23 protein-coding genes are annotated in these 26,078 nt (G+C 48.5%); 11 read left to right on the forward strand and 12 right to left on the reverse strand.

What is annotated here, in order from left to right; genetic code table 11:
- Window positions 1-83 precede the first annotated feature (83 nt).
- The 4 genes from OEY58_12305 (at window position 84) to OEY58_12320 (ending at window position 3,299) form a co-directional block, all read left to right on the forward strand.
- Window positions 84-368: a hypothetical protein gene (locus OEY58_12305; protein ID MDH5326235.1), complete on the forward strand. Its 285-nt coding sequence runs from the start codon at window positions 84-86 to the stop codon at window positions 366-368.
- 127 nt (window positions 369-495) lie between these two features.
- Window positions 496-1,584, forward strand: coding sequence for a PilT/PilU family type 4a pilus ATPase (locus OEY58_12310; protein MDH5326236.1), 1,089 nt, complete (start codon window positions 496-498; stop codon window positions 1,582-1,584).
- Window positions 1,585-1,749: 165 nt separating this feature from the next.
- The gene (locus OEY58_12315) at window positions 1,750-2,565 is read left to right on the forward strand and encodes a sulfurtransferase (protein MDH5326237.1); all 816 of its coding nucleotides are present in this window, start codon (window positions 1,750-1,752) and stop codon (window positions 2,563-2,565) included.
- Window positions 2,566-2,606: 41 nt separating this feature from the next.
- A complete protein-coding gene (locus tag OEY58_12320) occupies window positions 2,607-3,299 on the forward strand; it encodes an FAD-dependent oxidoreductase (protein MDH5326238.1) in 693 nt (230 codons plus the stop codon).
- Here OEY58_12320 and OEY58_12325 read toward each other — a convergent pair.
- Together OEY58_12325 and putA are read right to left on the reverse strand one after the other, a co-directional pair.
- Window positions 3,278-5,470 carry a transporter substrate-binding domain-containing protein gene (locus OEY58_12325; protein ID MDH5326239.1) on the reverse strand — a complete coding sequence of 731 codons (2,193 nt, stop codon included), beginning with the start codon at window positions 5,468-5,470 and terminating at the stop codon, window positions 3,278-3,280. The genes OEY58_12320 and OEY58_12325 overlap by 22 nt on opposite strands.
- A 74-nt stretch (window positions 5,471-5,544) precedes the next feature.
- Window positions 5,545-8,718, reverse strand: a complete 3,174-nt coding sequence (gene putA / locus OEY58_12330; protein ID MDH5326240.1) for a bifunctional proline dehydrogenase/L-glutamate gamma-semialdehyde dehydrogenase PutA — start codon at window positions 8,716-8,718, stop codon at window positions 5,545-5,547.
- 133 nt (window positions 8,719-8,851) lie between these two features.
- Between putA and OEY58_12335 the strand changes: the two genes are divergently transcribed.
- A complete protein-coding gene (locus tag OEY58_12335; protein ID MDH5326241.1) occupies window positions 8,852-9,700 on the forward strand; it encodes a co-chaperone YbbN in 849 nt (282 codons plus the stop codon).
- A gap of 30 nt (window positions 9,701-9,730) precedes the next feature.
- Here OEY58_12335 and OEY58_12340 read toward each other — a convergent pair whose 3' ends face one another.
- On the reverse strand, window positions 9,731-10,414 hold the full coding sequence (locus OEY58_12340; GenBank protein ID MDH5326242.1) for a winged helix-turn-helix transcriptional regulator: 684 nt from the start codon (window positions 10,412-10,414) through the stop codon (window positions 9,731-9,733).
- A gap of 159 nt (window positions 10,415-10,573) precedes the next feature.
- Between OEY58_12340 and OEY58_12345 the strand changes: the two genes are divergently transcribed.
- Both OEY58_12345 and OEY58_12350 read left to right on the forward strand, forming a co-directional pair.
- Window positions 10,574-10,804, forward strand: a complete 231-nt coding sequence (locus tag OEY58_12345) for a hypothetical protein (protein MDH5326243.1) — start codon at window positions 10,574-10,576, stop codon at window positions 10,802-10,804.
- 101 nt (window positions 10,805-10,905) lie between these two features.
- Window positions 10,906-11,643 carry a DUF1295 domain-containing protein gene (locus tag OEY58_12350; protein ID MDH5326244.1) on the forward strand — a complete coding sequence of 246 codons (738 nt, stop codon included), beginning with the start codon at window positions 10,906-10,908 and terminating at the stop codon, window positions 11,641-11,643.
- Window positions 11,644-11,726: 83 nt separating this feature from the next.
- Here OEY58_12350 and OEY58_12355 read toward each other — a convergent pair whose 3' ends face one another.
- The gene (locus OEY58_12355; protein ID MDH5326245.1) at window positions 11,727-12,047 is read right to left on the reverse strand and encodes a ribonuclease E inhibitor RraB; all 321 of its coding nucleotides are present in this window, start codon (window positions 12,045-12,047) and stop codon (window positions 11,727-11,729) included.
- Window positions 12,048-12,683: 636 nt separating this feature from the next.
- On the opposite strand from OEY58_12355, the gene OEY58_12360 reads away from it, so the two are divergent.
- Window positions 12,684-13,025, forward strand: a complete 342-nt coding sequence (locus OEY58_12360) for a hypothetical protein (GenBank protein ID MDH5326246.1) — start codon at window positions 12,684-12,686, stop codon at window positions 13,023-13,025.
- A 23-nt stretch (window positions 13,026-13,048) separates the two neighbouring features.
- Entirely contained in the window at window positions 13,049-13,354 is a 306-nt protein-coding gene (locus OEY58_12365) for an antibiotic biosynthesis monooxygenase (protein MDH5326247.1), read from the forward strand.
- A gap of 103 nt (window positions 13,355-13,457) precedes the next feature.
- Here OEY58_12365 and OEY58_12370 read toward each other — a convergent pair whose 3' ends face one another.
- Window positions 13,458-15,875: a TonB-dependent receptor gene (locus OEY58_12370; protein ID MDH5326248.1), complete on the reverse strand. Its 2,418-nt coding sequence runs from the start codon at window positions 15,873-15,875 to the stop codon at window positions 13,458-13,460.
- Between the two features lie 53 nt (window positions 15,876-15,928).
- Window positions 15,929-16,567, reverse strand: a complete 639-nt coding sequence (locus OEY58_12375; protein MDH5326249.1) for a TonB family protein — start codon at window positions 16,565-16,567, stop codon at window positions 15,929-15,931.
- A 262-nt stretch (window positions 16,568-16,829) separates the two neighbouring features.
- Here OEY58_12375 and OEY58_12380 point away from each other — a divergent pair, with 262 nt between their 5' ends.
- Both OEY58_12380 and OEY58_12385 read left to right on the forward strand, forming a co-directional pair.
- Entirely contained in the window at window positions 16,830-17,729 is a 900-nt protein-coding gene (locus OEY58_12380) for a LysR family transcriptional regulator (protein MDH5326250.1), read from the forward strand.
- A 2-nt stretch (window positions 17,730-17,731) separates the two neighbouring features.
- Entirely contained in the window at window positions 17,732-17,926 is a 195-nt protein-coding gene (locus tag OEY58_12385) for a hypothetical protein (protein MDH5326251.1), read from the forward strand.
- On the opposite strand, the gene OEY58_12390 is transcribed toward OEY58_12385, so the two are convergent.
- The 6 genes from OEY58_12390 to leuC form a co-directional block, all read right to left on the reverse strand.
- The gene (locus OEY58_12390; protein MDH5326252.1) at window positions 17,923-18,636 is read right to left on the reverse strand and encodes a hypothetical protein; all 714 of its coding nucleotides are present in this window, start codon (window positions 18,634-18,636) and stop codon (window positions 17,923-17,925) included. The two genes, OEY58_12385 and OEY58_12390, sit on opposite strands and share 4 nt — an antisense overlap.
- A 59-nt stretch (window positions 18,637-18,695) precedes the next feature.
- The gene (locus tag OEY58_12395; protein ID MDH5326253.1) at window positions 18,696-21,431 is read right to left on the reverse strand and encodes a hypothetical protein; all 2,736 of its coding nucleotides are present in this window, start codon (window positions 21,429-21,431) and stop codon (window positions 18,696-18,698) included.
- Window positions 21,432-21,569: 138 nt separating this feature from the next.
- Window positions 21,570-22,592, reverse strand: a complete 1,023-nt coding sequence (locus OEY58_12400; GenBank protein MDH5326254.1) for an aspartate-semialdehyde dehydrogenase — start codon at window positions 22,590-22,592, stop codon at window positions 21,570-21,572.
- Between the two features lie 92 nt (window positions 22,593-22,684).
- Window positions 22,685-23,767, reverse strand: a complete 1,083-nt coding sequence (gene leuB, locus OEY58_12405) for a 3-isopropylmalate dehydrogenase (GenBank protein ID MDH5326255.1) — start codon at window positions 23,765-23,767, stop codon at window positions 22,685-22,687.
- Between the two features lie 134 nt (window positions 23,768-23,901).
- Window positions 23,902-24,555 (reverse strand): 3-isopropylmalate dehydratase small subunit, encoded by a 654-nt coding sequence (gene leuD, locus OEY58_12410; GenBank protein ID MDH5326256.1) that lies wholly within the window; start codon window positions 24,553-24,555, stop codon window positions 23,902-23,904.
- Between the two features lie 25 nt (window positions 24,556-24,580).
- Entirely contained in the window at window positions 24,581-25,993 is a 1,413-nt protein-coding gene (gene leuC, locus OEY58_12415) for a 3-isopropylmalate dehydratase large subunit (GenBank protein MDH5326257.1), read from the reverse strand.
- Window positions 25,994-26,078: the final 85 nt, after the last annotated feature.

A 26,078-nucleotide genomic window follows, 5' to 3' on the forward strand; every position in this document is an offset into this window, starting at 1 on the left:
AATTCTGTGAGGCGGAGCACAGTTTAACAATTGACCTTGACGCTGTCGTCAAGGAGCGACAGCCTTTCGCCGACAAAATAGGCATGTCAGTCAAACCCTTCACAAAAGTCACTCCGCAAATGCTACGGGAAATCGGTATCCGGGATTGCCGCGACAATTTATTTGAGTTTACTCTATCTCTTTCACAACATGTTGATTTCGATACCTTTGATGTTTTATCGGTCACGCGCGTGGAAGAAGAGCCGGGCACAGAGCAAAACCCCGGCCACACCCAGTTTTTTCTGCACCCTAAAGTACCCCGGCAATATCCCCAAGGTAAAACCCAGGCACAAATTATTCCTTTGCGACCACGACCCCGTCGCGACTAAAACACAAGCCGTTCAAAGGTTCCCATAAGACATAAAATAATGTAATACTTACCGAGAAACTCTGAATGAGTCTGGCTGTGACTCAAATATCCGTTTATTTTTAGTGGAAAAATCAAAGACAGGGGCAATGGATCTACTTTCCAAATTATTAAAAGATATGGTGGCCAACAAGGCTTCCGATCTGTTTTTAAGCACCGGCTCCACTCCGGCTTTACGAGTGCACGGCAAAATGCATGCTTATGATGGAACCCCATTAGGCCCCGGCCGAACCAAGCAAATGGCCGCGCTCATCATGAACGAAGAACAAATGCAGGCTTTCGAAGAAAACCGTGAAGCCAATATTGCCCATAGCGTTCCGGGTATCGGTCGATTCCGCTTCAACTTGTTTTTCCAGCGCAATGAAGTAGCCATGGTTATCCGCTCCATCCCTGACACCATTCCCAAATTTGAACAACTGGGCATCGCCAGCCCTTTGCAAGATATTATTATGATGAAGCGCGGCCTGGTATTGGTGGCCGGACCCTCCGGTGCCGGTAAATCCACCACCTTGGCAGCCATGATCGATTACCGCAATGAAACCGAATTAAGCCATATGGTTACTGTGGAGGATCCCATTGAATACGTCATCCAACACAAAAAATCCATCGTTAACCAGCGGGAAATCGGCTCTGATACCACCTCGTATCATAACGCTTTGATCAACGTCCTGCGCCAATCTCCCGACGTGATTATGGTGGGGGAAATTCGCGAAAGACTGATCATGGAAGACGTACTGGAGTTTGCCGACACAGGGCATTTGTGCCTGGCGACAATTCACGCGAACAGCGCCAGCCAGGCCTTAGAGCGCATCCTGCACATGTTCCCCAAAGACATGCAGGACAAACTTTGCACCTCATTGGCCAATAACCTCAAAGCCGTGGTATCGCAAATTCTGGTACCCAGCGTCTTTGGCGACCGAGCGGTAGCCTTGGAGTTATTGTTAAACACCCCCCGTACCAGTGACTTGATTCGTCGGGGACAATTTGACCATCTCACCGAAGTAATGGACAAGGACACCAACAGTGGCATGCGCACAATGGATCAGTCTTTGTTCCAACTGTATTGTGACGATCGCATATCGGAAGAAACCGCATTGGCATACGCCACCTCAGTAAGTAATATGCGTCTGCAAATCCGTCTATCGGCCCCTTCCGCTCCCGAGCCGGTCACCACATAAGTTCCCTCTTCAGGGAACTGACGCTTTGAACAGTATTTGGTAACAAAATCTTATGGCTTCGTTGAAAAACTTGGAAATGGCCCCCATATACCTGTATTTTCAGCCTCGTCTGTTCATACTGGACTTCTGAGCTTAAATTAATTACCGAGAGGACCTCTTGTCACCATGGCTACCGATATTCCGTTGCTTCTGGAAACCGATCAGCTGGAGCAAAACCTGGACAATGATGACGTTATCATCGTGGATCTTTGTAAAAATGAGCAATACCAAGCCGCCCATATCCCAGGGGCGATCCACATAGAATACCCACAAGTTATTAGCGCCCGGCCGCCGGTAATGGGCCTGTTACCCGAGGCGACGCAACTCAACGCGCTGGCTGCCAGTATCGGTTTACAACAAAACAAGCAAGTTGTGGCTTATGACGATGAGGGTGGCGGTAAAGCGGCTCGCCTGTTGTGGACCTTGCATGCGATGGGACACTCACACACCTCTTTGCTGAACGGCGGATTACATGCCTGGAGCGCGGAAAACCGTCCCATGGAAAACAAAAACAATACTGCCGCTGCGGGTTCATTTGACCTGGATTTATCCACTCACGTGGTCGCCGACCGCGAATTCATTCTCAACAATTTAAACAGTGATGCAGTCAAACTGTTGGATGCTCGCTCCGCCCAGGAATTCAGTGGCGAGAAAAAGTTTGCTGAACGTGGCGGACATATTCCCGGAGCGGTGAACATTGATTGGTTACTCTTAATGGATCAAGCCAACAATCTCAGACTCAAAACTGACGTCGACCTGCACAGCCTGTTGCAGCACTACAACATCCATTCGGAACACGAAGTGGTGGTATATTGCCAAACCCACCATCGCTCTGCACTCAGCTATATCGCCTTGAAACATTTGGGCTTCAACCATGTTCGCGGTTATCCGGGCTCCTGGTCTGACTGGGGCAACAGCGCTGACACCCCTGTTGAATCCTGAGTTCAAACCAACGCAATCCAACAAGCAACGAAAGCATTCTCATGACATTAAGCAGCGCTAAAATCACCGCTATTCAAGCCTTATCACCTACGGTTAAGCTATTAGAGTTATCCTGCGAACCGCCCCTGTCCTTTATACCCGGCCAATGGGTATTAGTCGAAGCGAACCGAGACGGCAAAACCGAGGCTGCTGCTTATTCCATCAGTTCCATACCCAATAGCAACAACAGCATTGAGATTGCGGTAAAACATGTAACGCAAATTCCAATCAGCGGGTATTTACATCAGTTAAAAACGGGTGAACCTTTGCAGATCAGTGCAGCGCAAGGCGATACTGTGTTACCTCAAAACCCGACCGGTCCTATGGTCTTCATCGCCGGCGGCACCGGCATTGCGCCTCTATTGTGCATGGCGAAGTCCCTTTTGCAAAATCAATACACTTACCCCATCCGCTTCCTTATCAGCTGCACCACCCTGGACGAATGTATATTCCATGAGGAACTGCAACAACTGCGCAAAACCGCAGACTTTGACTTTAGCATTACCACGACCAAGGAACAAAATCCCAAAGCAACCTACCACGGTCGCATCAATGACGCCATGCTGAATCCTTTACTGCTGGACCAGGCGCAATTCTACCTTTGTGGCCCACCGAATATGGTGGATCATGTCAATGAACGTTTGATCCAGTGCGGCGTGGCAGCGGAACGGGTCTATTTTGATAAATGGTGGTAACCCAAAAAAGCGGTTCTATCTGTTGTAAGCCGCAGATAGGCCTGATATCGATCACGAATGGAGCGCACATAGTTCACAGGCTCCTGCCCCCGCACATAACCGTGCGCCGCTTGTTGAGCATATTTTCGTTTGGACAATAACAGCATGGCCTTTTCTACATGACCGAACCAGCGGTTGGACTTCCAACCTTTCTTACGTGCCAGGCGCCGGGCGTCATTCACATGCCCCAAGCCCGCATTGTACGCTGCCAAAGCAAACCACATACGATCTTTAACCGGTAATTCATGCTCAAAACGATCCATGAGCCAGTTCATGTATTTGACTCCTGCTTTGATACCATTTTCCGGCACTTCCAGTTGACTGATACCCAGTTCCCTTGCCGTGCGTGGCATCACCTGCATTAACCCCTTTGCCCCCACCCAGGACTTGGCGTTGGGATCAAAGCGGCTTTCTTGGTACATTTGCGACACTAACAAACGCCAATCCAACTGGTATTGTTTGGCATATTTTTGCATTAACTCATCATAGGGCGATAAGGCCGCACCATTACCACCATCCACACGCTGTTGTAAACGTTTGGCAATAGCATGGGGCTTTTTAAAGTACTTATTGCGGGTCATATTATAGAACACACCGCGGTATTCTTTCTTGATAAAACGGTTGATTTCCTCCAGCAGCAGTTGGTCTTCGCTGCGCACCACCCAGGCATGGTCCACCGGTTGCCCCAAGGTAAAAGCTCCTTTGATATCCTCACGCCAAGTGAGCTCAATATCAAGAATGTGACTGTCGGCTACAGTGAGGTCATACTCACCTTGCGCTACCTTTGCAATAATCTCCTCGGTTTCCAGGGTTTCAGGTGCTTTTTTAAGCTTGAATTTCAGCCCCTGTTGTTGCAGTTGTTGTTGTAATTTCTGTAACGTTTTCCAGTAGGAACTGCTGCCTCTTACTACCACAGTACGACCGTGCAAGCCCTTCACTTGACCCAAGGGATCATCGCTTCGACTCACCAACATTTCACTGACTTGATTGATTTTCCGGCTTGCACTCACGCCTTGCGCAGCCCACGCAGGATCAATGGTCAGAGAAGCGCTGATCAAATCGCCCTTACCCTGCTTTAGCCACGGTAACAATAGCTCTCGTGATGGCGGCACGACCACCTCCAATCGCAATCCATGTTGTTGTGCAAACCTCTGCACCAGTTCATAGTCGAACCCCACCAGTTCACCTCGCCACAAAAAATAAGTGGCGGCACTATTGCGCGTCAAAACCCGCAGTACTTTACGATTTTTGATTTCGGTAAAATCCGCCGTATAAACCGACTGGGTCTTTTGTGTGAGTTTCTCCTGTGACAAAAACTGATCCAGCTTTTGTTTTAAGGTTGCAGCCTGGGGCCGCACCGCCCAGGCAATAGCCCGTTCACCGCTCACATCAAAAGCAATCGCCAGATCGTCGCGATAGCTAAGCACATGAGCCGCAATGTTGCTGTCCAATATGGTGTAGCGATTCTTGCTTTGCGCGATATCATCCAAAATGGAGTCCGTCTGCGCCCCCGTCTCAATTTCCTCTATAGAGACTTTGGAATTCGCCCTTTTAAGTGCTTGTGCTGTATCCCAAAAACTACTGGTTTTTTTCACAGCTACTTGCTTGCCGGTCAACTCGCTGGGTTTGCTGATGCGCGCGCCGCTGGATCCGATAAGTTGTTCTTTCACAATGGCAACCGGCACCGTGAATAACCACTGTTTTTTTCGCTCCGGTGTCACTGTCATATTGGCAGCTATAATGTCTGCTTTGCCTTGCAGCAACGCTTGGCCGGTCAATTCAAAACTATCCACGAATACCCAAACCACATTGAGCTTTTCGCGTTCAGCAAAGCGGTGCAGAAGTTCTATATCTACATTTAAAGGACTGCCCTGACGCGGCAAAAAACCGTCCTGGTTGCCAAAGCGTGGCATCACCACTCGAATTTGTCCCCGTTGTTGCAGCGTATCGAAATCGCCTTTTTCAATGTAATTGTCGTCGGAATCCAAATCCAAGACCCGGATGTTTTCTGCTGCATCAGATGCAGAAGGCTGCTGTGAGGGATCACCACAAGACAATAAGCTTAAAAACACTAAGCTTAAAAACACCAATAGCGCCAATAATTGCCAGGGAACTTTAACCATTCGATTCATAGCCACGTGCGGGTGAATTCGTTGAGAAAAAATTGTACCGAATTATGAAAGATTTACCAGTGATTTGGGTAGTTTCAAATATCAGTACAATCTGAATACGGTGGTGAGTCGGTAGAAACGCCGGACAATAACTGGGTATTACCGCCAATGGCTGCAGTATTTACTGTTAATACCCGCTCTGTTGCAAACGCATATAGATAGTGTGGTCCACCGGCCTTAGGACCGGTACCGGACAAAGCTTCACCGCCAAAGGGTTGTACCCCGACAGTTGCGCCAATCATATTGCGATTGACATAGAGATTCCCGACCCGCGCTTGCAGCCGCACTTTATCCATCGCGGACTCCAAACGGCTGTGCAGCCCCATGGTCAAACCATAACCACTGGCGTTTATGCTTTGCAGTAGATTTGCTAATTGATTTTGCTTAAATCGCAAAATGTGAAGCACAGGACCAAAAATCTCCTGTTGCAAATCTTCAAATTTCTGAATTTCTATGACAGCAGGAGCAATAAAATAACCGGTATCGCAACCAGGCGGTAACTCCAATTGAAACACGATATAGCCTTTGTCTCGCATGGCCTGAATATGTGCCAGAACTCGTTTCCGGGACTGAACATCGATGACCGGCCCCACATCCACACTCAAATCCCAGGGAAAACCTATTTTCAACTCCTGCATCGCACCACGTAGAAGCTGTAGAACCGGCTCGGCAATATCGTCCTGTAAACACAGTAGACGCAATGCCGAACACCGCTGTCCTGCACTATTGAATGCGGACAACAAAACATCCTTCACCACTTGTTGCGGTAAAGCCGAACTATCCACAATCATGGTATTAATGCCACCTGTTTCAGCCACTAGTGGTATAAGAGGACCATCGCCTTTTGCCAACTCACGGTAGATAATCCTGGCCGTTTGTGTGGAGCCGGTAAAAGCCACCCCCGCCAACTGTGACCGATTCAATACCCGGCGCTGTACCTGCTCACCCGAAACCGCTAATAAGTGCAATACCGATTGCGGTACACCCGCTTCGTGAAATAAACGCACCGTTTCACGTGCAATCAAGAAAGTCGCCAACGAAGGTTTGGCCAATACCGTATTACCCGCCGCCAGCGCCGCAGCAACTTGACCGGTAAAAATAGCTAAAGGAAAATTCCAGGGACTGATACACAGAAACACACCACGCCCATGCAGGCTAAGCTCATTACGCTCCCCGGTCACGCCATCTGGTAATACGCTCACAAATTGCTGCCGCAACTGCACGGCATAGTAGCGACAAAAATCCACAGCTTCACGAACTTCAGCCACTCCATCCTTGATACACTTGCCCGCTTCCAGGGCTAATAACGCCACCAGTTCCAAACGGTGTTGCTGCAGCAATTCCGCCATCCGCTCCAGGCATTGCGCTCGCTGTTCTATGGACTTCCTACTCCAATCGGCAAAAGCTTCGTGGGATTGAACCAGAGCCTTATCCAGCTCTCCATCTGTTAACACACGGCTGTGGCCAACCTGATGTTGGGTATCAGCCGGGCTAAACATGGGGGTTCCGAAGTCCTCCCCCCAATGTTTTTGCAAGAAAAACTGCATTTTTTGTTTAAACTCATGCCTCACCAGAGGGTCTGCCAATAGCATCCCTGCGGAGTTAAGACGATCGCGATACAATTGAGGTGGCAATACAACACCATTAACAGCAACACACTCGTCTGCACTGGCTTTCTCCCTGGCCTGCACTAATGCCACCGGGTGATGGATAAGCGATTCCATCGGTACCGCAGGGTCGCTGATGCGGTTAATAAACGAAGTATTGGCACCGTTTTCCAATAAGCGCCTTACCAAATAAGGTAATAAATCTTCATGAGCCCCCACCGGCGCGTATACACGACAGGGTCGGGCATCTGCTTTTTGGGCGTAAGCTGCGTACAGGTCTTCGCCCATGCCGTGTAGGCGCTGCAACTCATAGTGAGTATTATCCGCAGATTTCGCCATTACCGTAATACAAGCCAGAGTATGGGCATTGTGCGTGGCAAACTGAGGGTAAAACCAGGTGGACTGCAACAAAATCTGAGCACAAAGCAAATAGGATACATCGGTGTGTTCTTTACGGGTAAATACCGGATACGTCGTTAATCCCTGTTCTTGGGCCCATTTAATCTCCGAATCCCAATAGGCCCCTTTGACCAAACGCACCGGGATCTGACACTGATTTTCCTGGGCCAAAGCCTCCAACCACTGCAGTACGGCCGGAGCTCGTTTTTGATACGCTTGTACCGCCAGCCCCAGACCACCCCATCCCTGCAACTGCTCGTGACACAACAGTTGCTCAAATAAGTCCAGCATAAGTTCCAGGCGATCGGCTTCTTCAGCGTCCAGCGTAATTCCCACTTGGTGTTGTCGTGCCAACACAGCCAAGCTCAGTAATTCAGGAAACAGTTCCTGTATAACCCTTTGAGACTGGGAATATTCGTATCGCGGATGCAAGGCGGAGAGTTTCACTGAAATACTCACACAATGCTGCGGCAACTGATCACCCAGTTCCTGACCACCTGGATTACGATCACGTAAGGCTGCGGCTATTATGGCCTGGGTATAGTCCTTAATATAGCGCCGGGTATCTGCCTGGCAAATGGCAGCCTCACCTAACATATCGAAGGAAAACAAATTAGCCTTGAATTCGTCACCTTTACTGCGCCGTATGGCTGCTTCTATGGTGTCGGCCATAACATACTGTTGACTGACATTTTTCATCGCTTCTTTCATGGCCGTCCGGACCACCGGCTCACTTAACCGCGCCACCAACGCTCCAAAAAAACTACCAGGATCCGATAACTGATTCGCATCGAGCTGCACCATGCGTCCAGTCAACATCAAACCCCAAGTCCCCGCATTAACAAACAAGGACTGGCTCTTATTCATATGGCCCAGCCAATCGGCTTGGGACAACTTATCCTTAATCAGTTGGTCTGCAGTTTTGGAATCGGGAATACGCAACAAAGACTCAGCCAAACACAATAGCAACACACCCTCCTTAGAGGACAAATCATACTCGCGCAAAAAAGCATCAATGCCACCGCTATCCGCGTTTTTGTCCCTTACCGCCACTACCCAACGACGCGCCAGATCCCTCACGACCTCGCTGTCCGTGCTGTTGTGCTGGAACTGACTCAATAATTGCTGTAGACAAACCGCCTCATCCGCCAAATATGCGGCACGGATTTTTTCTCGTAGGAAGTGCTTGTCCTGGAAACGCATTAGACCACCGGCTTGAAAATTGCTTGTTAACCCTTACATAGACTTACATTGATACTATAGTTTTACCTGTGGATTTATTCATTAAGCGCGCCAGTTTTACTTTGGAATAACCAGAAAATACAGAGAGTTATTGATGTTTCATTTTGACGTCGACAGCAGCAACTTTCAGGAAAAGGTCCTTGAAGCTTCGCATAGCACCCCGGTTCTGGTGGATTTCTGGGCGCCCTGGTGTGGCCCTTGCCGTTCGCTCAAACCTCTCCTGGAAAAACTGGCGGATGAATATGGTGGAAAATTTCTCCTGGCCAAAGTGAACTCTGACGAACAATCCACATTGGCGGCGCAGTTTGGCGTTCGAGGCATCCCCGATGTGCGCGCCGTGGTTAATGGTGCTGTCGTTGACGGTTTTTCCGGTGCTCTACCCGAGTCGGCCCTACGCCAATTTTTGGCAAAAATCATTCCCAGCCCGGCGGAAGAGTTACGCCAACAAGCCCTGAATGCGCGAGCTGAAGGACGTCTCGATGAGGCTCAGCAGTTGTTGCAACAAGCGGCGAACCTGGACAGCGACAATCACAAAATTAATTTAGATCAAGCCGCTTTGCTTCTGCAACAAAAGAAAATCGATGAGGCCAAAGCCATTATTGAACATTTACCCGTGAATGTCCGCCAAGAGGAAGATGTGGTCAAACTAACTGCGGAAATAGAGTTACAGGAAAACCTCCGACATCTTCCCGATCTGAACACTTTACAACAAAACATCGCAACAAATCCCGGAGACCTGCAATCACGCTTGGACCTGGCCAATCACTACATCGGCTCGCAGGATTATGAGGCAGCATTCGAACAACTGTTCGAAATCATCAAAACCGACCGCGGTTTTAAAGATGACATAGGACGACACACCGCCGTCTCCATTTTCACTCTGCTGGGTAATAATGATTTGGTACGCCAATACCGTAAACGATTGGCGACTTTGTTGAATTAGTTATTTTGTATTTTGTGAATATGCGTTTCGCTAAATCTCACTAGCCGGCGGCAAGTCAGCGTAAATGCTATTAGCCATCCAGGCCGTAATATCTCGAATCAACATGGGATTACCCACGATGGTCATATCGCCTTCTCGTTGGGCCTGTTTGTAGCTACGATCCCCCATCCAGATATCCGCCAGGGTTCGTACGGTTGAAGTGAAATACACATCCACCTCTTTTCCCGGGTCGTTGGTACACACATCCAATTCGCTGCCCTGCGCCACCAACCACCAGCTTGGGTATTCCTTGATATCCGTGAATTGGAAACGAACAACGGTTTCCTTACCAATCAGTTTTTCCGGAATAATACTCCGCTGCAGGTACAACATCAGCAGCTCCACATCGTAGTCTTTCTCTGACAATTTAGACCTTGCCCAACGCATCCCCCATTCTCCCAATTTGAATACGATAGGGGTTAACTCCCGGCAGGACTCTGTTGCAAAGTATTCATGGCCTTTCTGCCCCGGGATTTTCTTTTTAAGCACAAGTCCGTAGTGTTCTAAAGTATCAAGGCGTTTGGACAGTAATGTGGGTGATATCTGAGTCAGACCCCGCTGTAACTCATTGAATCGGGTCGCTCCCAACAGCAGTTCCCGTACAATGAGAATAGTCCACTTTTCTCCCAGGATTTCTGTCGCTTTCGCCACCGGACAAAACTGACCATACTCCATGTAGCACTCCAATTTCTTTAGGGATTTATAAAACAGATTCTGTAGTTCGTTACTCCATTTTCTGTAGTTAGATACTACACAAATGCGAGTATTTTAAAAACAGTGATCTACCTAAACTTTCTCCCCATCAAGCACAACTCAATTATCAGGAGAAAGACTATGCAGACACACACCGATGTTATGATCCACATCCCCAAACTCACGGAGGATCAGCAGTTTAGCGAGATTGCTGAACAGATTCGCGCTCTCGCAGGCGTGTTTCACTTCGAACGTATGCAAGTACGCCCCAGCATTGTCTTGCTGGTCTACGATGCCACAAAAATACGCGCTTTGAACATTCTGGATCGAATCCACAAAAAGGGGTTCAGCGCATCCTTGATCGGGATGTAAGCGTACCATGGCGACCCAATCAGAAATTATGTCCTTGCTATGGAAGTTTTTCGAAATCATGAGCCACCGGGCTTATAGTACTTACTAACAGGAGAACCAATATGAAACCACTGAAAAAATCCCTGACTTTATTATATGGAGTTTTTGCCTACCTTGCCTTTTTGCTGGTATTTACTTATGCCATTTTGTTTATCGGCAACCTGTGGGTAACACCTTCTTTAGATACGGTTGCACAAACAGATACTATTCATGCTTTGCTGGTTGACTTGGGACTACTTGGTGCATTTGCTCTGCAACACAGCATTATGGCACGCCCAGGTTTTAAACGCTTATGGACTAAGATAGTCCCGGAGCCAATGGAACGCAGTACTTACGTGCTGGCCTCCACCGTGCTGCTGGCGGCAATCGTTTATTTCTGGGAACCCCTGGGCGGAGCTATCTGGCATGTTACCCACCCCGTTGCGGTCACAGCAATTTATGCTGCCTTCACGATGGGCTGGGCGATACTGTTTGCGGCTACCATTCAAATAAACCACTTTGATTTGTTCGGTTTAAGACAGGTATGGTTGAATTTTCGCAACCAGCCGTATACTCAGGTTAAATTTAAAACGCCTTTTTTATATCGGCATATGCGTCACCCACTCTATGTAGGAATGATGATTGGCATGTGGGCCACCCCCACCATGACGATTGCCCACCTGGTTTTTGCAATCATGTGCACCGCCTACATCTTTATTGGTGTTCGCTTAGAAGAAAACGACCTGAAAAAGGTTTTGCCTGAATACGAGCAATACAAAAAAGATGTTCCTATGTTTTTACCGTCGCTAAGCTCACGCTAAATCCCCATTGCGGCTTAGACGGTAATGTAACCAGTTGCGTGGGCATGAAGTTTGTGCCCGCGCTACTCATTTGGATTAATAATTCAGTCTTGCATTACCCCCCATGAATCGCATACCCCGCCATAAGGTGCCATAAGTCTGGAAACAATATCCTGTATCTCAATAACCAAGGGATAATTCAGTTTTTTTACAATAGACAACTGAACATAGCCGTTGTAGTCGTCACCGGGTTCAATGACCCGAATATTTCCGTAGCGATCCCTTAACACCCCCAACGCCTCCATTTGCGGCGGCCAAGTTTCAAATTCAACATTAAAATCGATTTCATATTCTCTGGAAAAATCAAATTTATTTAATTCCAGTCTTCTAAAAACATCACCATCCTCATCATCGGGCCACCCCATATAATTTCCTTTGCAATTGAAAAACTAACTAAATATCAGAATAACAACGATTCCAACAAAGCTTACCGGCCAAAACCATAGCGTATACCTTGTATAGGAAGCCGCAATATATACACCCTACGCCACAACAAATGCCCAGACACCGTAAAAAGGCAACGATGCAGTGATCCCCAATGTGGCAAACTTTATTAAAAAAGCGCCAACGGCCCATGCCGTCGCCGCCATCCGTTCATTATTGTCCGGCTTCCACATCCATATGAAAGTAATAAAAAAAGGGAGTTTAAAAGATAGTATCACCATGTTTACTACATAAGTCTAAATGGTATAACTTCAATAAATTTTCCCTCCCCTTAGTATATTTGATAACGCTAACAACGCAATTCATAGACTCTAATTACTCCGAGAGTCCGATTACTCAACCCGATCTGTTCTTCCGGACGTAAACAGGAGTACCCCGTTTCTCATAAGCCAGTCCATATCAAAACCTAAAACCCTACACACTGGACCTGACTCCAGGAAAGTGCTCGGGCAGGCGTTAATGATCGAAAAATCTCAATTTTTTGAATTCAATATTTGGTGGCGATAATTTAGTCTTTATGGAACAATATCGGCATCAAACGACGAAAACGGACCGAAATGCAATTGCATAAATCATTAACATCCTGGGGTTCATCAGGTTTTGATCAAACGTTTAGGCAGGAAGTCCAAGAACTGAACTCCGCCGCGCTACCACTGCAGCAAGGACTTAGTTACTGCAGCCAGGTCAGCGAATCCGCGATAAATGTGGTGATTCTGGCCTCAGCAGAACTAGAACATTCCATTCAAGTAAAAACGGGAATTTTCTATACCGGCATCATCGCCGGAAGCTGTTGCTCGGATGACCCCACACCGGTTGACGAACAAAGCGAATATTGTGAACTGCTGTTTATCATAGACAAGTTCTCCGCAGAGACTCAGGTTTCCCTTTTAGAAAGCTGATATCGAATCCAAAAGGAAGAGACATGCTGACCATCATGATTCATGCAACCATCAAGCAGGACAAATTGGACGACTATATTGAGCTTATTAGAATGCTCTCCCAAAAGGCCGGCAAGAAAGGCTGCTTATTTTATCGTTTTAATCAAAACCGGGAAGATCCGTTCAATTTCGTGTTGTATGAACAATGGGAAAGTCAGGAGGCCTTGGACGTTCACATGCAAGAGTTATTTGCCCTATTGGGACCGTGCCGCCCGGGAAGCCCCATACCGGATAAGTTAATGGATATGTATGAGTCCGTAACTCCGGTTTTTTATGACGTTATAGAGTAAGCCCGAGTGGGCACAACTCTTATTCCCAAATAATTTCGCCCACCCCAGGAATGTAGCTTGGGTTAGCGGTATCAATTAGGAAGTTCAGCGATCGAGTCGGAATCTAAAACTGCGCTTCTAAACCAAAATACGGTAGAAACGGCAGTTGGCAACTTTCCTCCTTGCTTTTGTAATCCGGGTTATAGCTGTAACCGGCCACATTGCATCGATTATACAGATTAACCACTTCAAAATAGGTGTTGAATTTCCATCGGTTAAATACAAAATCCCGATCCGCGCGGACATCCAAGCGGTGGTACGGCGGCAATCGTTCGGAATTAATGTCTCCATACTCCGGAACGTAGATAGTACCCGCCGATGTGTTGACTTCCTGGCTGTCAACAATGGGGGTATAACGCGCACCGGTGTGATAGCGCCATTTCAAGCCAAAATGCCAATTGGCAGAGGCTCGATAATTGGCCACCCAGGTTGCAATGACCGGTTGATCGTAATCAAAGGGGAAACGGTCACCAGTGCTATCGATGGTGCGCTCAGACCGCGACAGCGTTAAGGACAACCAGCCATTCAGAGGCGCTTCGGAGTTACGTTTTATAAATAACTCTAATCCGTAGGATTTACCGCCGGCTCCGTTGGCGTAACGCGTAACCGGATCCGCCACGACAAAATTGCTAAAGGTTTTGTAGTACAACTCCGACTTTATTTCCCACAACCTATCCAATTTGTGACTAAAGCCGATAAGACTGTGTTCAGCTTCTATACTGTCCAGTTGCGGATTACCCACACCTCGTAAAATGTATCGCCCTTCCGGCATCTGATGGTATTTACCCCACCCCAGAGTAAACAATGAGTCTTTACCTATGCCCCACTCCAAGCCGAGTTTGGGTTCGGTAAACGAGTTGCGTAAATAGTCTTCCGAACTGTGACGCAACCCCATAAGCAACACTAAATCGGGGACCAGATTCCAACGGTCCTTGATAAAACCATCCCAGCTGCGGACATCAAAACTCGTATCCAATGAAACCCGTTCCGCCGTGCTCAGCGTACAGTTGTCCAAATTGAATTCAGTACACAAGGGATTGACGCCATCGGCCTTGATTTTGAAAGTGGATTTGGAGTAGTCCAGGCCCAGTTGCAATTTGTGCTGTTGCGAAACCTGATAATCCAGACTTTCTTGAATATAGTAACGCTCATTGTACGTGGTAACATCATACGCGGCACCAATACGACTTCGTTGCCGGGTCTTACGATGACCACTCATCAGTTTATATTTCATTGTACCGGATAGCTGTGACTCCCAAATCAATGACTGGTTATCATAGGCCACATCAATTTCCGATTGGCCCGCCAACACCGGTTCTTTCTTAGCCGAATCCGCCGAATCCGGTACCGTAAATTCAATCCCATCACTGGCACCGTTCATATATATTTTAATACGATCCCGCTCGGTGACATCCCAGGTATATTTACCCAGATAGTCGTAATACGATGGAAACTGAAAACTAACCCCGTCATCCCCTGTCTGTTTACCCAAGAGAATATCCCAATAACTTCTTCGAGCGGAAAACAGTACGGACTGCTTCTCCGTAAGCGGGGTTTCCACTAAAAAATCCGAACTCACCAAACTCAAGTTTACATTCGCGCTCAAGCGATCCTGGCGCGGGTTGCGCAGCGCCACGTCAAACACGGCACCGGTGGCGTCTCCATAGGCCGGACCGAACGATGATGCAAATATATTAAAATCGCTGACCAGGCCGGCAGGAAAAACACTGACAAAGCCACCCATATGAAATATATAGGATAAAGGGATACCGTCTACATAATATAGGTTATCGCCGGGGCGAGAACCGCGCATGGCCGGAGCACCACTACCGTCATGATGACTGGTGGCTCCTGGTAAAGACTGAACAGCCTTTAAAGGATCCCCTCCTGACCCTGCGACTTGTTCCAATTCCTTTCCGGATATCACAGTTTTACCTACTTTGTCCTCATTGCGATTCTCCCAGACTTGCACAACCGGCATCTGTACTGTGGGCAATACATATAAATCAAGCTGTTGCTGCGAACGGCCCGGTAATAGTGCTAATTTATGCGGTTTGGGTTTATCAAAACCCAACACCACCGCACCAATGTGGTATTCCTGGGACGAACTCAATCGCAACTCATAACTACCGTCCGCTTTAGTCGTCGAAAACACCGTGTCTTGTTCCACCACATAAACGGTGGCGTTAGCCAGCGGTCGGCGGGTTCCTTTCTCCAGGACTCTTCCAAAAACTCGCCATTGACCCGTTAATTCGGTCGAACCATTACCATTCGTTGAGGCAGAATGCTCTGTTTGGGATTTATCGTGATGCTCAGTGTAGACCGGTTGAGGGAGTTCAATAATCTTACCTTTTGTATCACTGCCCATGCGCCCCATGGCTTCCTCAGCCCGTACCTGGGTGCAGGTCGAGTAAAAAAAGCAAAATACCGCTAATACACACAGCCTACTCTTGGCCGGCCTGTAATTTTCACTTTCCACCATATTCCCTTCCATTGCAACTTAACACCTTATATAAGCGGCCTGACAGTATCCCTCTATTTCAAGCGAAATTCAATAATACGTGTGACCGACACCGCCACCGGTTCATCTTCGATATAGCCCGGTGTAAAACTGGTTTCCTGCAATGCTGCAATCACCGCATTGTCAAACAAAGAACCTCCGCTGCGGATAATTTGAATATCCTCGGCACGACCGTTTGGCGTGACAATAAAAGTGACTTCCACATTCAATTCCCGCCCCAGGGATCGTTCCATTTCCGGGTATACGGGCTCAACAATATCTAAGCTGGGAATACGGGTTAAGCGATGTAACGGCGCGGGTTCATGACGTACCGGTAAAGGCGCTGTGGTAATTTCAGGCTCAGGCTCAAGCTTGTCTATCTGAGACTCCGGCTCTAGGTGAGGCTCAGGCAGAGGCTCCGGGGTGGGTATTGGTATTTGTTTGGTTTGCTGCAGCGGTTTCTTTTTGGGCTTTGTTTTTTGCTTTGGTTTTTGCTTTGGTTTTTGTTTTGTTTTTTGCTTTGGTTTTTGTTTTGGTTTTTGCTTTGGCTTCGTCTGTGTCACCGGCTTAGGCTGCACCTGGGCAATGATCTGCACGTGCAAAGCCGGTAATTTTTCCGCACGCGGTTGAAATAAACCCGGCACAAACATCGATGCATGCAACAGTACGGACAAACTTCCCACCAGCCGCCAATGCTGTATCGCTTGCCTCCAGTCTGGGCGGGGAATTCCTGTGTACAATCGTTATCCTTCGTATTTTTCTTGCTAACGCGAAAATGTTGAGAGTGCTGATTATTCCACAGTTAAGACCACAAAATAGGCAAAAAAATCGATTTTGATACAAACTTTTCGCCTTTTAGCCCATTTGGGCTATGTTTTGCTTCTGGCGCAGGAATATTGAATAATGGTGTTTGAAATACTTTCCGGGTAAATTCCTATGCACGTGACACTGCGTCAACTAACCGTTTTAGAGGCAGTTGCCAGAAACTTGAGCTATACCAAAGCAGCCGACGAGTTACATCTCACCCAACCGGCGGTTTCCATGCAAATCAAACAGATAGAAGAAAGCGTGGGTATTCCACTGTTTGAGCAAATCGGTAAAAAGATATTTTTAACCCAAGCAGGGAAAGAAATGTATAACTACGCCCGCTCCATTCAACAATTAATAAGTGAAGCGGAGACGGTAATTGAGGACATTAAGGGTATCAAACACGGAACCTTGACCATTGCTGTGGCCAGCACGGCCAATTACTTTGCCCCGCAAATTCTTGCCGCTTTTAAAGAACGCTACGGTGGCATCAATTTCAGCCTGGATGTGACCAATCGGGAAGGCCTGCTGCAACACTTGGAAAATAATGATACGGATATGGTCATCATGGGACAGCCACCACGGCACATGGATTTGGAATCAGAGTTTTTTATGGAAAACCCATTGGTTGCCATTGCCCCGCCCGATCACCCCATGGTGGGTCGGCGTAATATTCCTATGGATGATTTCTTACAGCACACATTTATTGTGCGCGAACAAGGCTCTGGCACTCGCACCGCTATTGAGCGGTTTTTCAGTGATCGGGGTAAAGAAATGACAACATCCATGAGCATGAGCAGCAATGAAGCAATCAAACAGGCGGTACAAGCCGGCCTGGGTTTAGGCGTGGTATCCATTCATACCCTGGATATGGAACTGGAGTTGAAACGCCTTGCAGTTTTAGAAGTTGAGTCTTTCCCCATACTGCGTAATTGGTATATTGTACACCGTAAGGGTAAGCGCTTGTCACCGGCCGCTATTTCCTTAAAGAAATTTATCACTCACAACGCGAAAAACATCATTCACTGACCATGACACTAGAAAAAGCCCGAGAACTGTTAACCGTACAAATTAATTTTGGCGGCGGATATAACCGCAACGCCAGTCGCCTAATATTGGCTGAAATTCAAAAATTCCACGGCCAGGAGGCGGTAGACCAACTAATTCGAGAACTTTCCCTGGAACAAACCTTTGGTTTCAAACCTGGAACAATCTTTAAGATTTAAACGACACCGAAATTCAACATCCACTGCTCCCAGTCTAACAGGATAAAACCGGCCAACAGTAACAGCGGGAAAATCCACTGAACCGGAGGTGGAGAGTTCCTGTCAGGTGTCTCCAGCGTTTGTCCGGGCATAGCCATGGCTTTATCCAGGACTGTTTGAAACAGGGTGGCGATGTTATCACTGATATTATTGATTCGTTGCCATAAACCGGCATTTGAAGGGATATCTTGCGATTTAAGCGCCAAACGATTCAATAAAGCGACTTGTTCCACTAACTCCAGAGTCAAGCCGATTCGAACCGCCAGTTTCTCGTGGTCGACCAGCTTTCTGATTGGATACAACAACCATAGCACGGCCCCTACCAAGTCTTGACGTGACAAACCGTGCAGCAGAATCTGCAAGGCCATTACGATTAAAATGAGCGCAGCCACGCGCATAATAGCCAATTGCGTCCCCAATACAGACGGAGACCAATCCCAGGCCGGAATTAGAGGTAACCCGGGCGTAAAACCTAAATAAACGATGAAAATGGACAAAAACAACCAACGCATACGCACAATGATTATACGGCTGCGGACAATTAATTGTGGTTCAAACAGAAAAAACAGCAGCAACAACCCCGCTTGAGCAACTAACTGGACCAACTGACCGTAGGCGGCAAACGCTGTAAATATGAAAAACGAAACAACCCTGATAACGGGATGCAGCATAATGAATCTGTCTTTTGAGGGTGGTATTAAGGTCCCACCAGGTGCCTGGAAAGGCGGAGTTACCCCATTTGCTGTAGTAGCTGTTCTGCCTGTTGTTTTTGCGAATCGTCCCCTTCCTCCAGCACCTCATCAAGAATACTGCGAGCACCATCGCTATCACCCATGTCCACATAGGCCTTGGCCAAGTCAAGCTTGGTTCCGATTTCATCCACATCCCCAAAAATGTCATCACCCAGATCTTCGTCACTGGAAAAAGCATCCTCGAAATCGGACAAATCATCAGAATCCAGACCTAAATCTGAGGTATCGGATAGATCCAAACTCATATCCAAATCGTCTGAGAGCGGTTCGCCATGGATGGTATCGCTTTCAGTGTCTTCCAAGAGATCACTTTCTTCCATATCCATCGCCAGAGACAAACCACTGTCTCCCTGCGCATCGGAGGAAAAGTCATCCATGGACAAATTCAGCTCGGTGGGCTCATTGAGTTCTTCCACTGCCTCATTATAACCGGAGCCGGAATCCCCCATATCAAAATCCAGGGAATAGTCATCTTCGCTGGATTTGGCTTCCACGGCTGGGGCAGATGTTGGTGCGGGTGAGCTGTCTTCCAAACCAAAATCCAGTGCATCCACATCAAAATCCAAAGAATTGTCTTCTGCGGGTGCCGCTGCCGCAGTTGCGCCGCCGCCGCCCAAGTCATCCAACATGTCTTCATTAAACTCGAAATCGAGTAAATCGTTCTCGTCAGTGGTAACTCCAACGGTGTCATCCGCACCGAGCCCCATATCCATGTCCATTCCCATGTCCATATCCAGGCCGTCAGAAGGCATCATCGTGCCACCAAACAGGGGATGTTCAGGACAAATCTCGGCGCCGTAGCCCACAATTCGGCTCCAGTATTCATTAGACTCGTCGCCACCAATTAACTGATGGAATTGCTCAGCATGTGCCGCAAACCCGTCTTTGTTGCTGGCTGCATGATAGACTTCCAAGAGTTTGGAGTGTAGATCTTGCCGCTCTGGATTCGTCTCCAGAGCCTGCTTCAGGATATCCTCTGCTTGTTGATGGCGCCCATAAGCCAAATAAACATCTGCTTCAGATATGGGATCCACATCGGCGGAATCCGATTGGATGCCCCCCATATCACTCATGGAGAAATCACTTACCAGAGCACTTTCTGCTTGACCACTACTCAAACCCGAAGCCGGAAAACCGGAAGCATCAAATTCGTTACCGCCCACATTCAAGATGCTTTCTTCAAACCCATCGTGCATTTTGCGACGCCGCATGTACAACCAAACCAGGAGCAGCAGGATCACGACGCCGCCCACCAGCAGCATATCGGAACTCAGCCCCAATGCACTCAGGTCGAACGCATATTCGTCTTCCGTTTGAGCTTGCGCGGTAGCGGCAACCGGTGGTTTGCCGGCTTCCGGTTTCTTGACGGCTTCTGCCGGTTGTTCTGCTTGTTTTTGAGCTAATTGGCCCTGCAGCGCTTGCAGTTCTTCGTCCTTGAGCATAATCAAACGCTGAATATTATCCAGTTGCTCCTTTAGCTCTTTGGACTGCTTATCCAGTTCTCCACCTTCGGCCGTGGTGGCGTCCAATTGCTCGGTAGCCAGTAATAGGTCCTGGCGCAGCTGCTTCACTTTGGCGTCGTCCTTACCGGAACCTGAACCTTGACTATCTTTGCCAGGTTGCACCAGTTGCAACTTCGCTTGCTCTTTTGCGGTTTTCGCCGCTGACGCAGGTTTGTCCTTGGGCTGCCGCTGAATCGGTGCCACCTGACTACCGGTAGAACCGGAGCCGGCGCCGGCCACTTGTTTAACCAGGCGACCTTTACTGCGAGCCCGCCATGCGGTCATTTGTTTTCTGAAAGTACGTACCGCTTCTGCCTGGGAGATTTCTTCCAACATGGCAGGATCATCAATTCGCAGTACAAAGCCTGCCTTCACCAAGTTAATGTTGCCATCAATAAAGGCGTCGGGATTCGACTTAAGTAAGGCCATCATCAGCTGATGGACACTGGCACCACTACCGGAACTTTCTTTTAAGTCCTCTGCAATTTGCCACAAGGTATCTTTACGTTTGACTACACCGTAATTCAAAGAGCCCGGTGCAGCCGCAGTCACTTCCGGTTGCGGAGCGGGTTTGAAAATGTTTTTCGGTGCTGTCGGTTTGACGTCATCGTCAATTGCCGGTTCAGGCTTGGGCTTAACCGGTTCAGGCTTGGGCCGTACTCGCTTGGGACGTTCGGTTTGGGTTTCAGCCCGTGTTGACGCCGGACTGGGACGCGTTTGTCGAGGTTCAGATTGGACCGGCGCAGGAGTAAAAGTCTCAACGGGTTCGCGTACTGCCGCTTGACTGACCGGTGGTGCCTTGTCTTCCGCCAGTACGGGCGGATCAACCAATACGGTGTATTCTTTTAAAGCACGGCCACGAGGCCATTTTGCTTCAATCAGAAAATCCAGATAGGGCTCCGTTACCGGTTGAGTTGAGGTGATGCGAATGTAAGCGCCGCCCTTTTTGCGATAGGCAACTTTAAATTTTAATTGGTACAGAAAGGGATGGGGCTCAACTCGGATACGGGCAAAATCCTCGTCAGAGGCCAGTTTAACGCTTAAACCCTTCAGGTCGCCGGGCTGCACCGAATGCACATCGATTTCAGCCAACAGAGGCTGATTCAACGCGGACCGCATGGTAATAGGACCCAATCCCAGTGCAAAACTCACCGTGGGCACTAAAAATAAGAGTGTAGCTAATGTAAGGGTTAGTCTCCTGCACTTACCCATGCTGAACATACTCCCGATTTACGAAATCCTTATATCACGTATCCCGTCTGTCTCGTGACCGCCGGGGCTTTGGCTACCAAGATCTAAAATCAATAAATTTTAAGCAATTACAAGGCCAGTTCTAGAACTTACTATAGCTTACAAATGCTTATTTACCAATATTTCTGCAATTTGTACACTGTTTAAGGCTGCTCCTTTGCGTACATTATCTGCAACCACCCACATATTCAAGCCTCGAGGGTGAGATATATCTTCCCGAATACGACCCACATACACCGGATCAGTTCCGGCTGCCTCTGTAACTGCAGTTGGGTAGCCTCCGGGTTCGTGTTCATCCAGAACAACGACACCGGGTGCTTTCTTCAGTAATTCCCTTGCAGCTTTTGCTGATATTTTTTCACGTGTTTCTATGTGTACCGCCTCGGAATGGCCAAAAAACACAGGCACACGCACAGCTGTCGGGTTCACCAATATAGCGGCATCGTCAAATATTTTTTGAGTTTCCCACACCATTTTCATTTCTTCCTTGGTGTAGCCATTTTCCTTGAATACATCGATATGCGGTAAGACATTGAATGCTATCTGTTTTGGATAAACTTCGGCCTTGATTTCCTTGGCATTCAGTAGCGCCGCTGTTTGCCCCGCCAGCTCTTCGATAGCCTCTTTACCGGTGCCGGAAACAGCCTGATAGGTACAAACATTGATGCGCTCTATACCTACCGCATCATAGATAGGCTTTAAGGCCACCAGCATTTGTATGGTGGAACAATTGGGATTGGCAATAATGTTGCGGTTTGTATAAGCAGCAATGGCATCGGGATTCACCTCCGGAACCACCAGAGGGATATCATCCTCATAACGGAAATGCGCCGTATTATCCACTACAACACAGCCGGCTGCCGCAGCTTTGGGAGCATAATCTGCAGAAATTGCCCCCCCGGCGGAAAAAAGACCAATTTGCGCCTGACTGAAATCAAATTCAGCCAAATCCTGCACAGTGATATATCCGCCCCGAAACTGTACCTTGCTACCGGCCGAGCGACTGCTGGCCAACAAAAATAAGTTTCGCACCGGAAACTGGCGTTGTTCCAATATAGATACCATAGCTTCACCCACGGCTCCGGTTGCGCCCACCACTGCTACATCAACTTCTTTTGCCATTACCTGTTCACCTTGGAAAAAATCTATTCACGCAAAAAAACAATATTCTAAACACGAACCGATATGAATACGAGTTTTTTCTGCTGCTTTCCTTAAACCGCAGACAAAGCGGCTACAACCGCGTCGCCCATCTGCGCGGTATTCACTAACTGATCTCCCTCCTGGTGTATATCGGCCGTACGCAACCCCTGTTCCAAGACCGAAACCACGGCCTGCTCCACCCGCTGTGCCAGTTCAGCTTCTCCCAGAGAATAGCGCAACATCATAGCGACAGATAAAATAGTGGCCAAGGGATTTGCTACGCCCTGACCTGCAATATCCGGTGCGGAACCGTGTATGGGCTCGTACATACCTTTTCCGGCAGCGTCCAGCGAAGCCGACGGCAACATACCGATGGAACCGGTCAACATAGCGGCTGCATCGGACAAAATATCACCAAACATGTTAGTGGTCACAATGACATCAAATTGCTTGGGCGCTCGTACCAACTGCATGGCGGCATTGTCCACATACATGTGGGATACACTTACTTCAGGATAATCCTGTGCCACTTTGCTCACCACTTCACGCCATAGCTCGGTACATTCCAACACATTGGCTTTATCCACAGAACAGACCCGTTTGTCCCGCTTCATAGCAATGTCAAAGGCGGAGCGGGCAATACGCTCTATTTCCGATTCCTTATAAACCAAGGTGTTAAATCCTTGACGCTCACCGTTATCCAAGGTGCGCACGCCACGCGGTTGACCGAAATAAATGCCTCCGGTCAATTCTCTGACAATCATCAAATCCAGTCCGGCGACCACCTCAGGCTTGAGAGTGGAAGCATTGGCCAACTGTGGATACAAAATGGCCGGGCGCAAATTGGAAAACAGACCCAACTCCGAACGCAATCCCAGTAAACCTTTTTCCGGCCGCACGGAAATATCCAACGCTTCATACTGGGGCGCCCCGACAGCCCCAAGTAATATGGCATCTGCTTCTAATGCCTGCTGCAGGGTTTGATCGGGTAGCGGTTTACCATGTGCATCGTAAGCCGCCCCCCCCACCAGGCCATGCAGCAGCTCGATATCCAGCCCGGCGTGTGCGCTCAGATGCTGCAAACATTTAACGGCCTCGGCCACGATTTCAGGCCCAATACCATCACCGGGCAAAATCAATATTTTCTTAGTCATTTAGTACTCCCAAACATTAGTACTTGCAACGGTACTATCAACTTCACTTTCAACTTCGCACTCAACAACACTCTCGACAGCACGACATAAGTACTCGCAAGTATCTCAAAACCAAACCTGTCGCCCAACAACGGTTATTGCTGCCCCGACCCATCGCGAAACAACCAGGGAGCCTCTGCGGAACGACGCTGCTCATAAGCGCGAATTTGCTCTACGTGCTCCAAGGTAAGGGCGATATCATCCAGACCGTTTAAGAGGCAGTGTTTTCGAAACGGATCCACTTCAAAAGCAAAACTTTCACCTGCGGGAGTCGTCACGCTTTGCTGCGGCAAATCCACTGTCAAACGGTAACCCATCTTCGCCACTTGTTGAAACAGACGCCCCACTATGTCCGGCGCCAACACCAAGGGCAATATACCGTTCTTAAAACAGTTATTGTAAAAAATATCCGCAAAACTGGGCGCAATGATGACTCGAAACCCATAATCCAGCAAGGCCCAAGGAGCGTGCTCTCGAGAGGAACCGCATCCAAAATTCTCTCTAGTCAATAAGATCTGAGCACCCTGGTAGCGTGACTGATTCAACACAAAATCCGGATTCAAGGGACGTCCGGTATTATCCATGCCCGGCTCGCCGCTATCCAGATAACGCCAGTCATCAAACAAATTCGGACCAAAACCGCTGCGTTTAATGGATTTTAAAAACTGCTTGGGAATTATGGCATCGGTATCCACATTAGCCCGATCCAAAGGCGCCACCAACGCCGTTAATGATGTAAATTTTTCCACATTTATTCTCCTGCGTATCCTGAAATCAGCCTTGCTTGATTTCGTTGACATCGACAAAATGCCCTGCTATCGCTGCAGCTGCGGCCATTGGCGGACTCACCAAGTGGGTACGTCCACCTTGGCCCTGGCGTCCTTCAAAATTTCGATTGGATGTAGATGCACAACGTTCCTGTGGCTCCAAACGATCGGCATTCATCGCCAAACACATGGAACAACCCGGCTCGCGCCACTCAAAGCCTGCATCCAAGAAAATCTGATGCAGCCCCTCCGCTTCGGCTTGCTGCTTCACCAACCCTGACCCGGGAACCACCATGGCAGTTTTAATATTTGCCGCCACTTTATTACCCTTGGCCACGGCCGCCGCCGCACGCAAATCTTCAATACGCGAGTTGGTGCAGGATCCGATAAACACTTTATCCACTCGAATTTCACGGATGGGCATATTGGCATCCAAACCCATGTACGCCAAAGCCGCTCGCATCCCCTCTCGTCGTGTGGCGTTGGACTCCTGTTCCGGGTCGGGAACTCGACCATCAACACCTACCACCATTTCCGGCGAAGTACCCCAGGTCACCTGCGGTTTAATGGCAGCTCCATCCAACTCAACCACACGATCAAAATGCGCCTCCGCATCACTGTGGTATTGACTCCAAGCGGCCACAGCCTGGTCCCACATATTCACCGTGGGCGCATAAGGTCGACCTTTGACATACTCCATGGTTTTTTCATCCACTGCCACCATACCTGCGCGTGCTCCAGCCTCAATGGCCATATTACACACAGTCATGCGCCCTTCCACCGACATGTCCTGCATCACGGCCCCACCAAACTCGATGGCGTAGCCGGTACCACCGGCCGTACCAATTTGGCCGATAACGGCCAAGACCACATCCTTGGCAGTCACACCCGGCTGTAAACTCCCGTTGATTTGCACCAGCATATTTTTGGACTTTTTCTGTATCAAGCACTGAGTGGCCAACACATGCTCCACTTCTGAGGTGCCAATACCAAAAGCCAATGCACCTAAAGCACCATGGGTGGAAGTATGGGAGTCCCCACAAACCACGGTCATCCCCGGTAACGTTGCCCCCTGCTCCGGACCAATCACATGAACAATGCCCTGACGTACGTCATCCATACCAAACTGTGTTATACCGAAATCACGACAATTTTGATCCAGAGTTTCCACTTGCAAACGAGACACCGGATCGGTAATACCCTTGTCCCGTTCTGTAGTTGGCACATTGTGATCCGGCACGGCAAGATTGGCATTGACGCGCCAGGTATTGCGTCCGGTCAGCCGCAGTCCTTCAAACGCCTGTGGCGAAGTGACTTCATGTACCAATTGGCGATCGATATAGAGCAAAGCGGTACCATCTTCTTGTACACGCACCACATGATCGTCCCACAATTTGTCGTAAAGGGTTTTTGCGCCCATGGTTTGAACTCCTGCTTTTAACGGTTGTTACTCATTACTGTCATTGCATCCTAACCAGAATTGATCTATAAAACAAATTCATATT

This window comes from Gammaproteobacteria bacterium (genome assembly GCA_029882975.1).
Lineage (GTDB): Bacteria > Pseudomonadota > Gammaproteobacteria > SZUA-152 > SZUA-152 > JAJDNG01.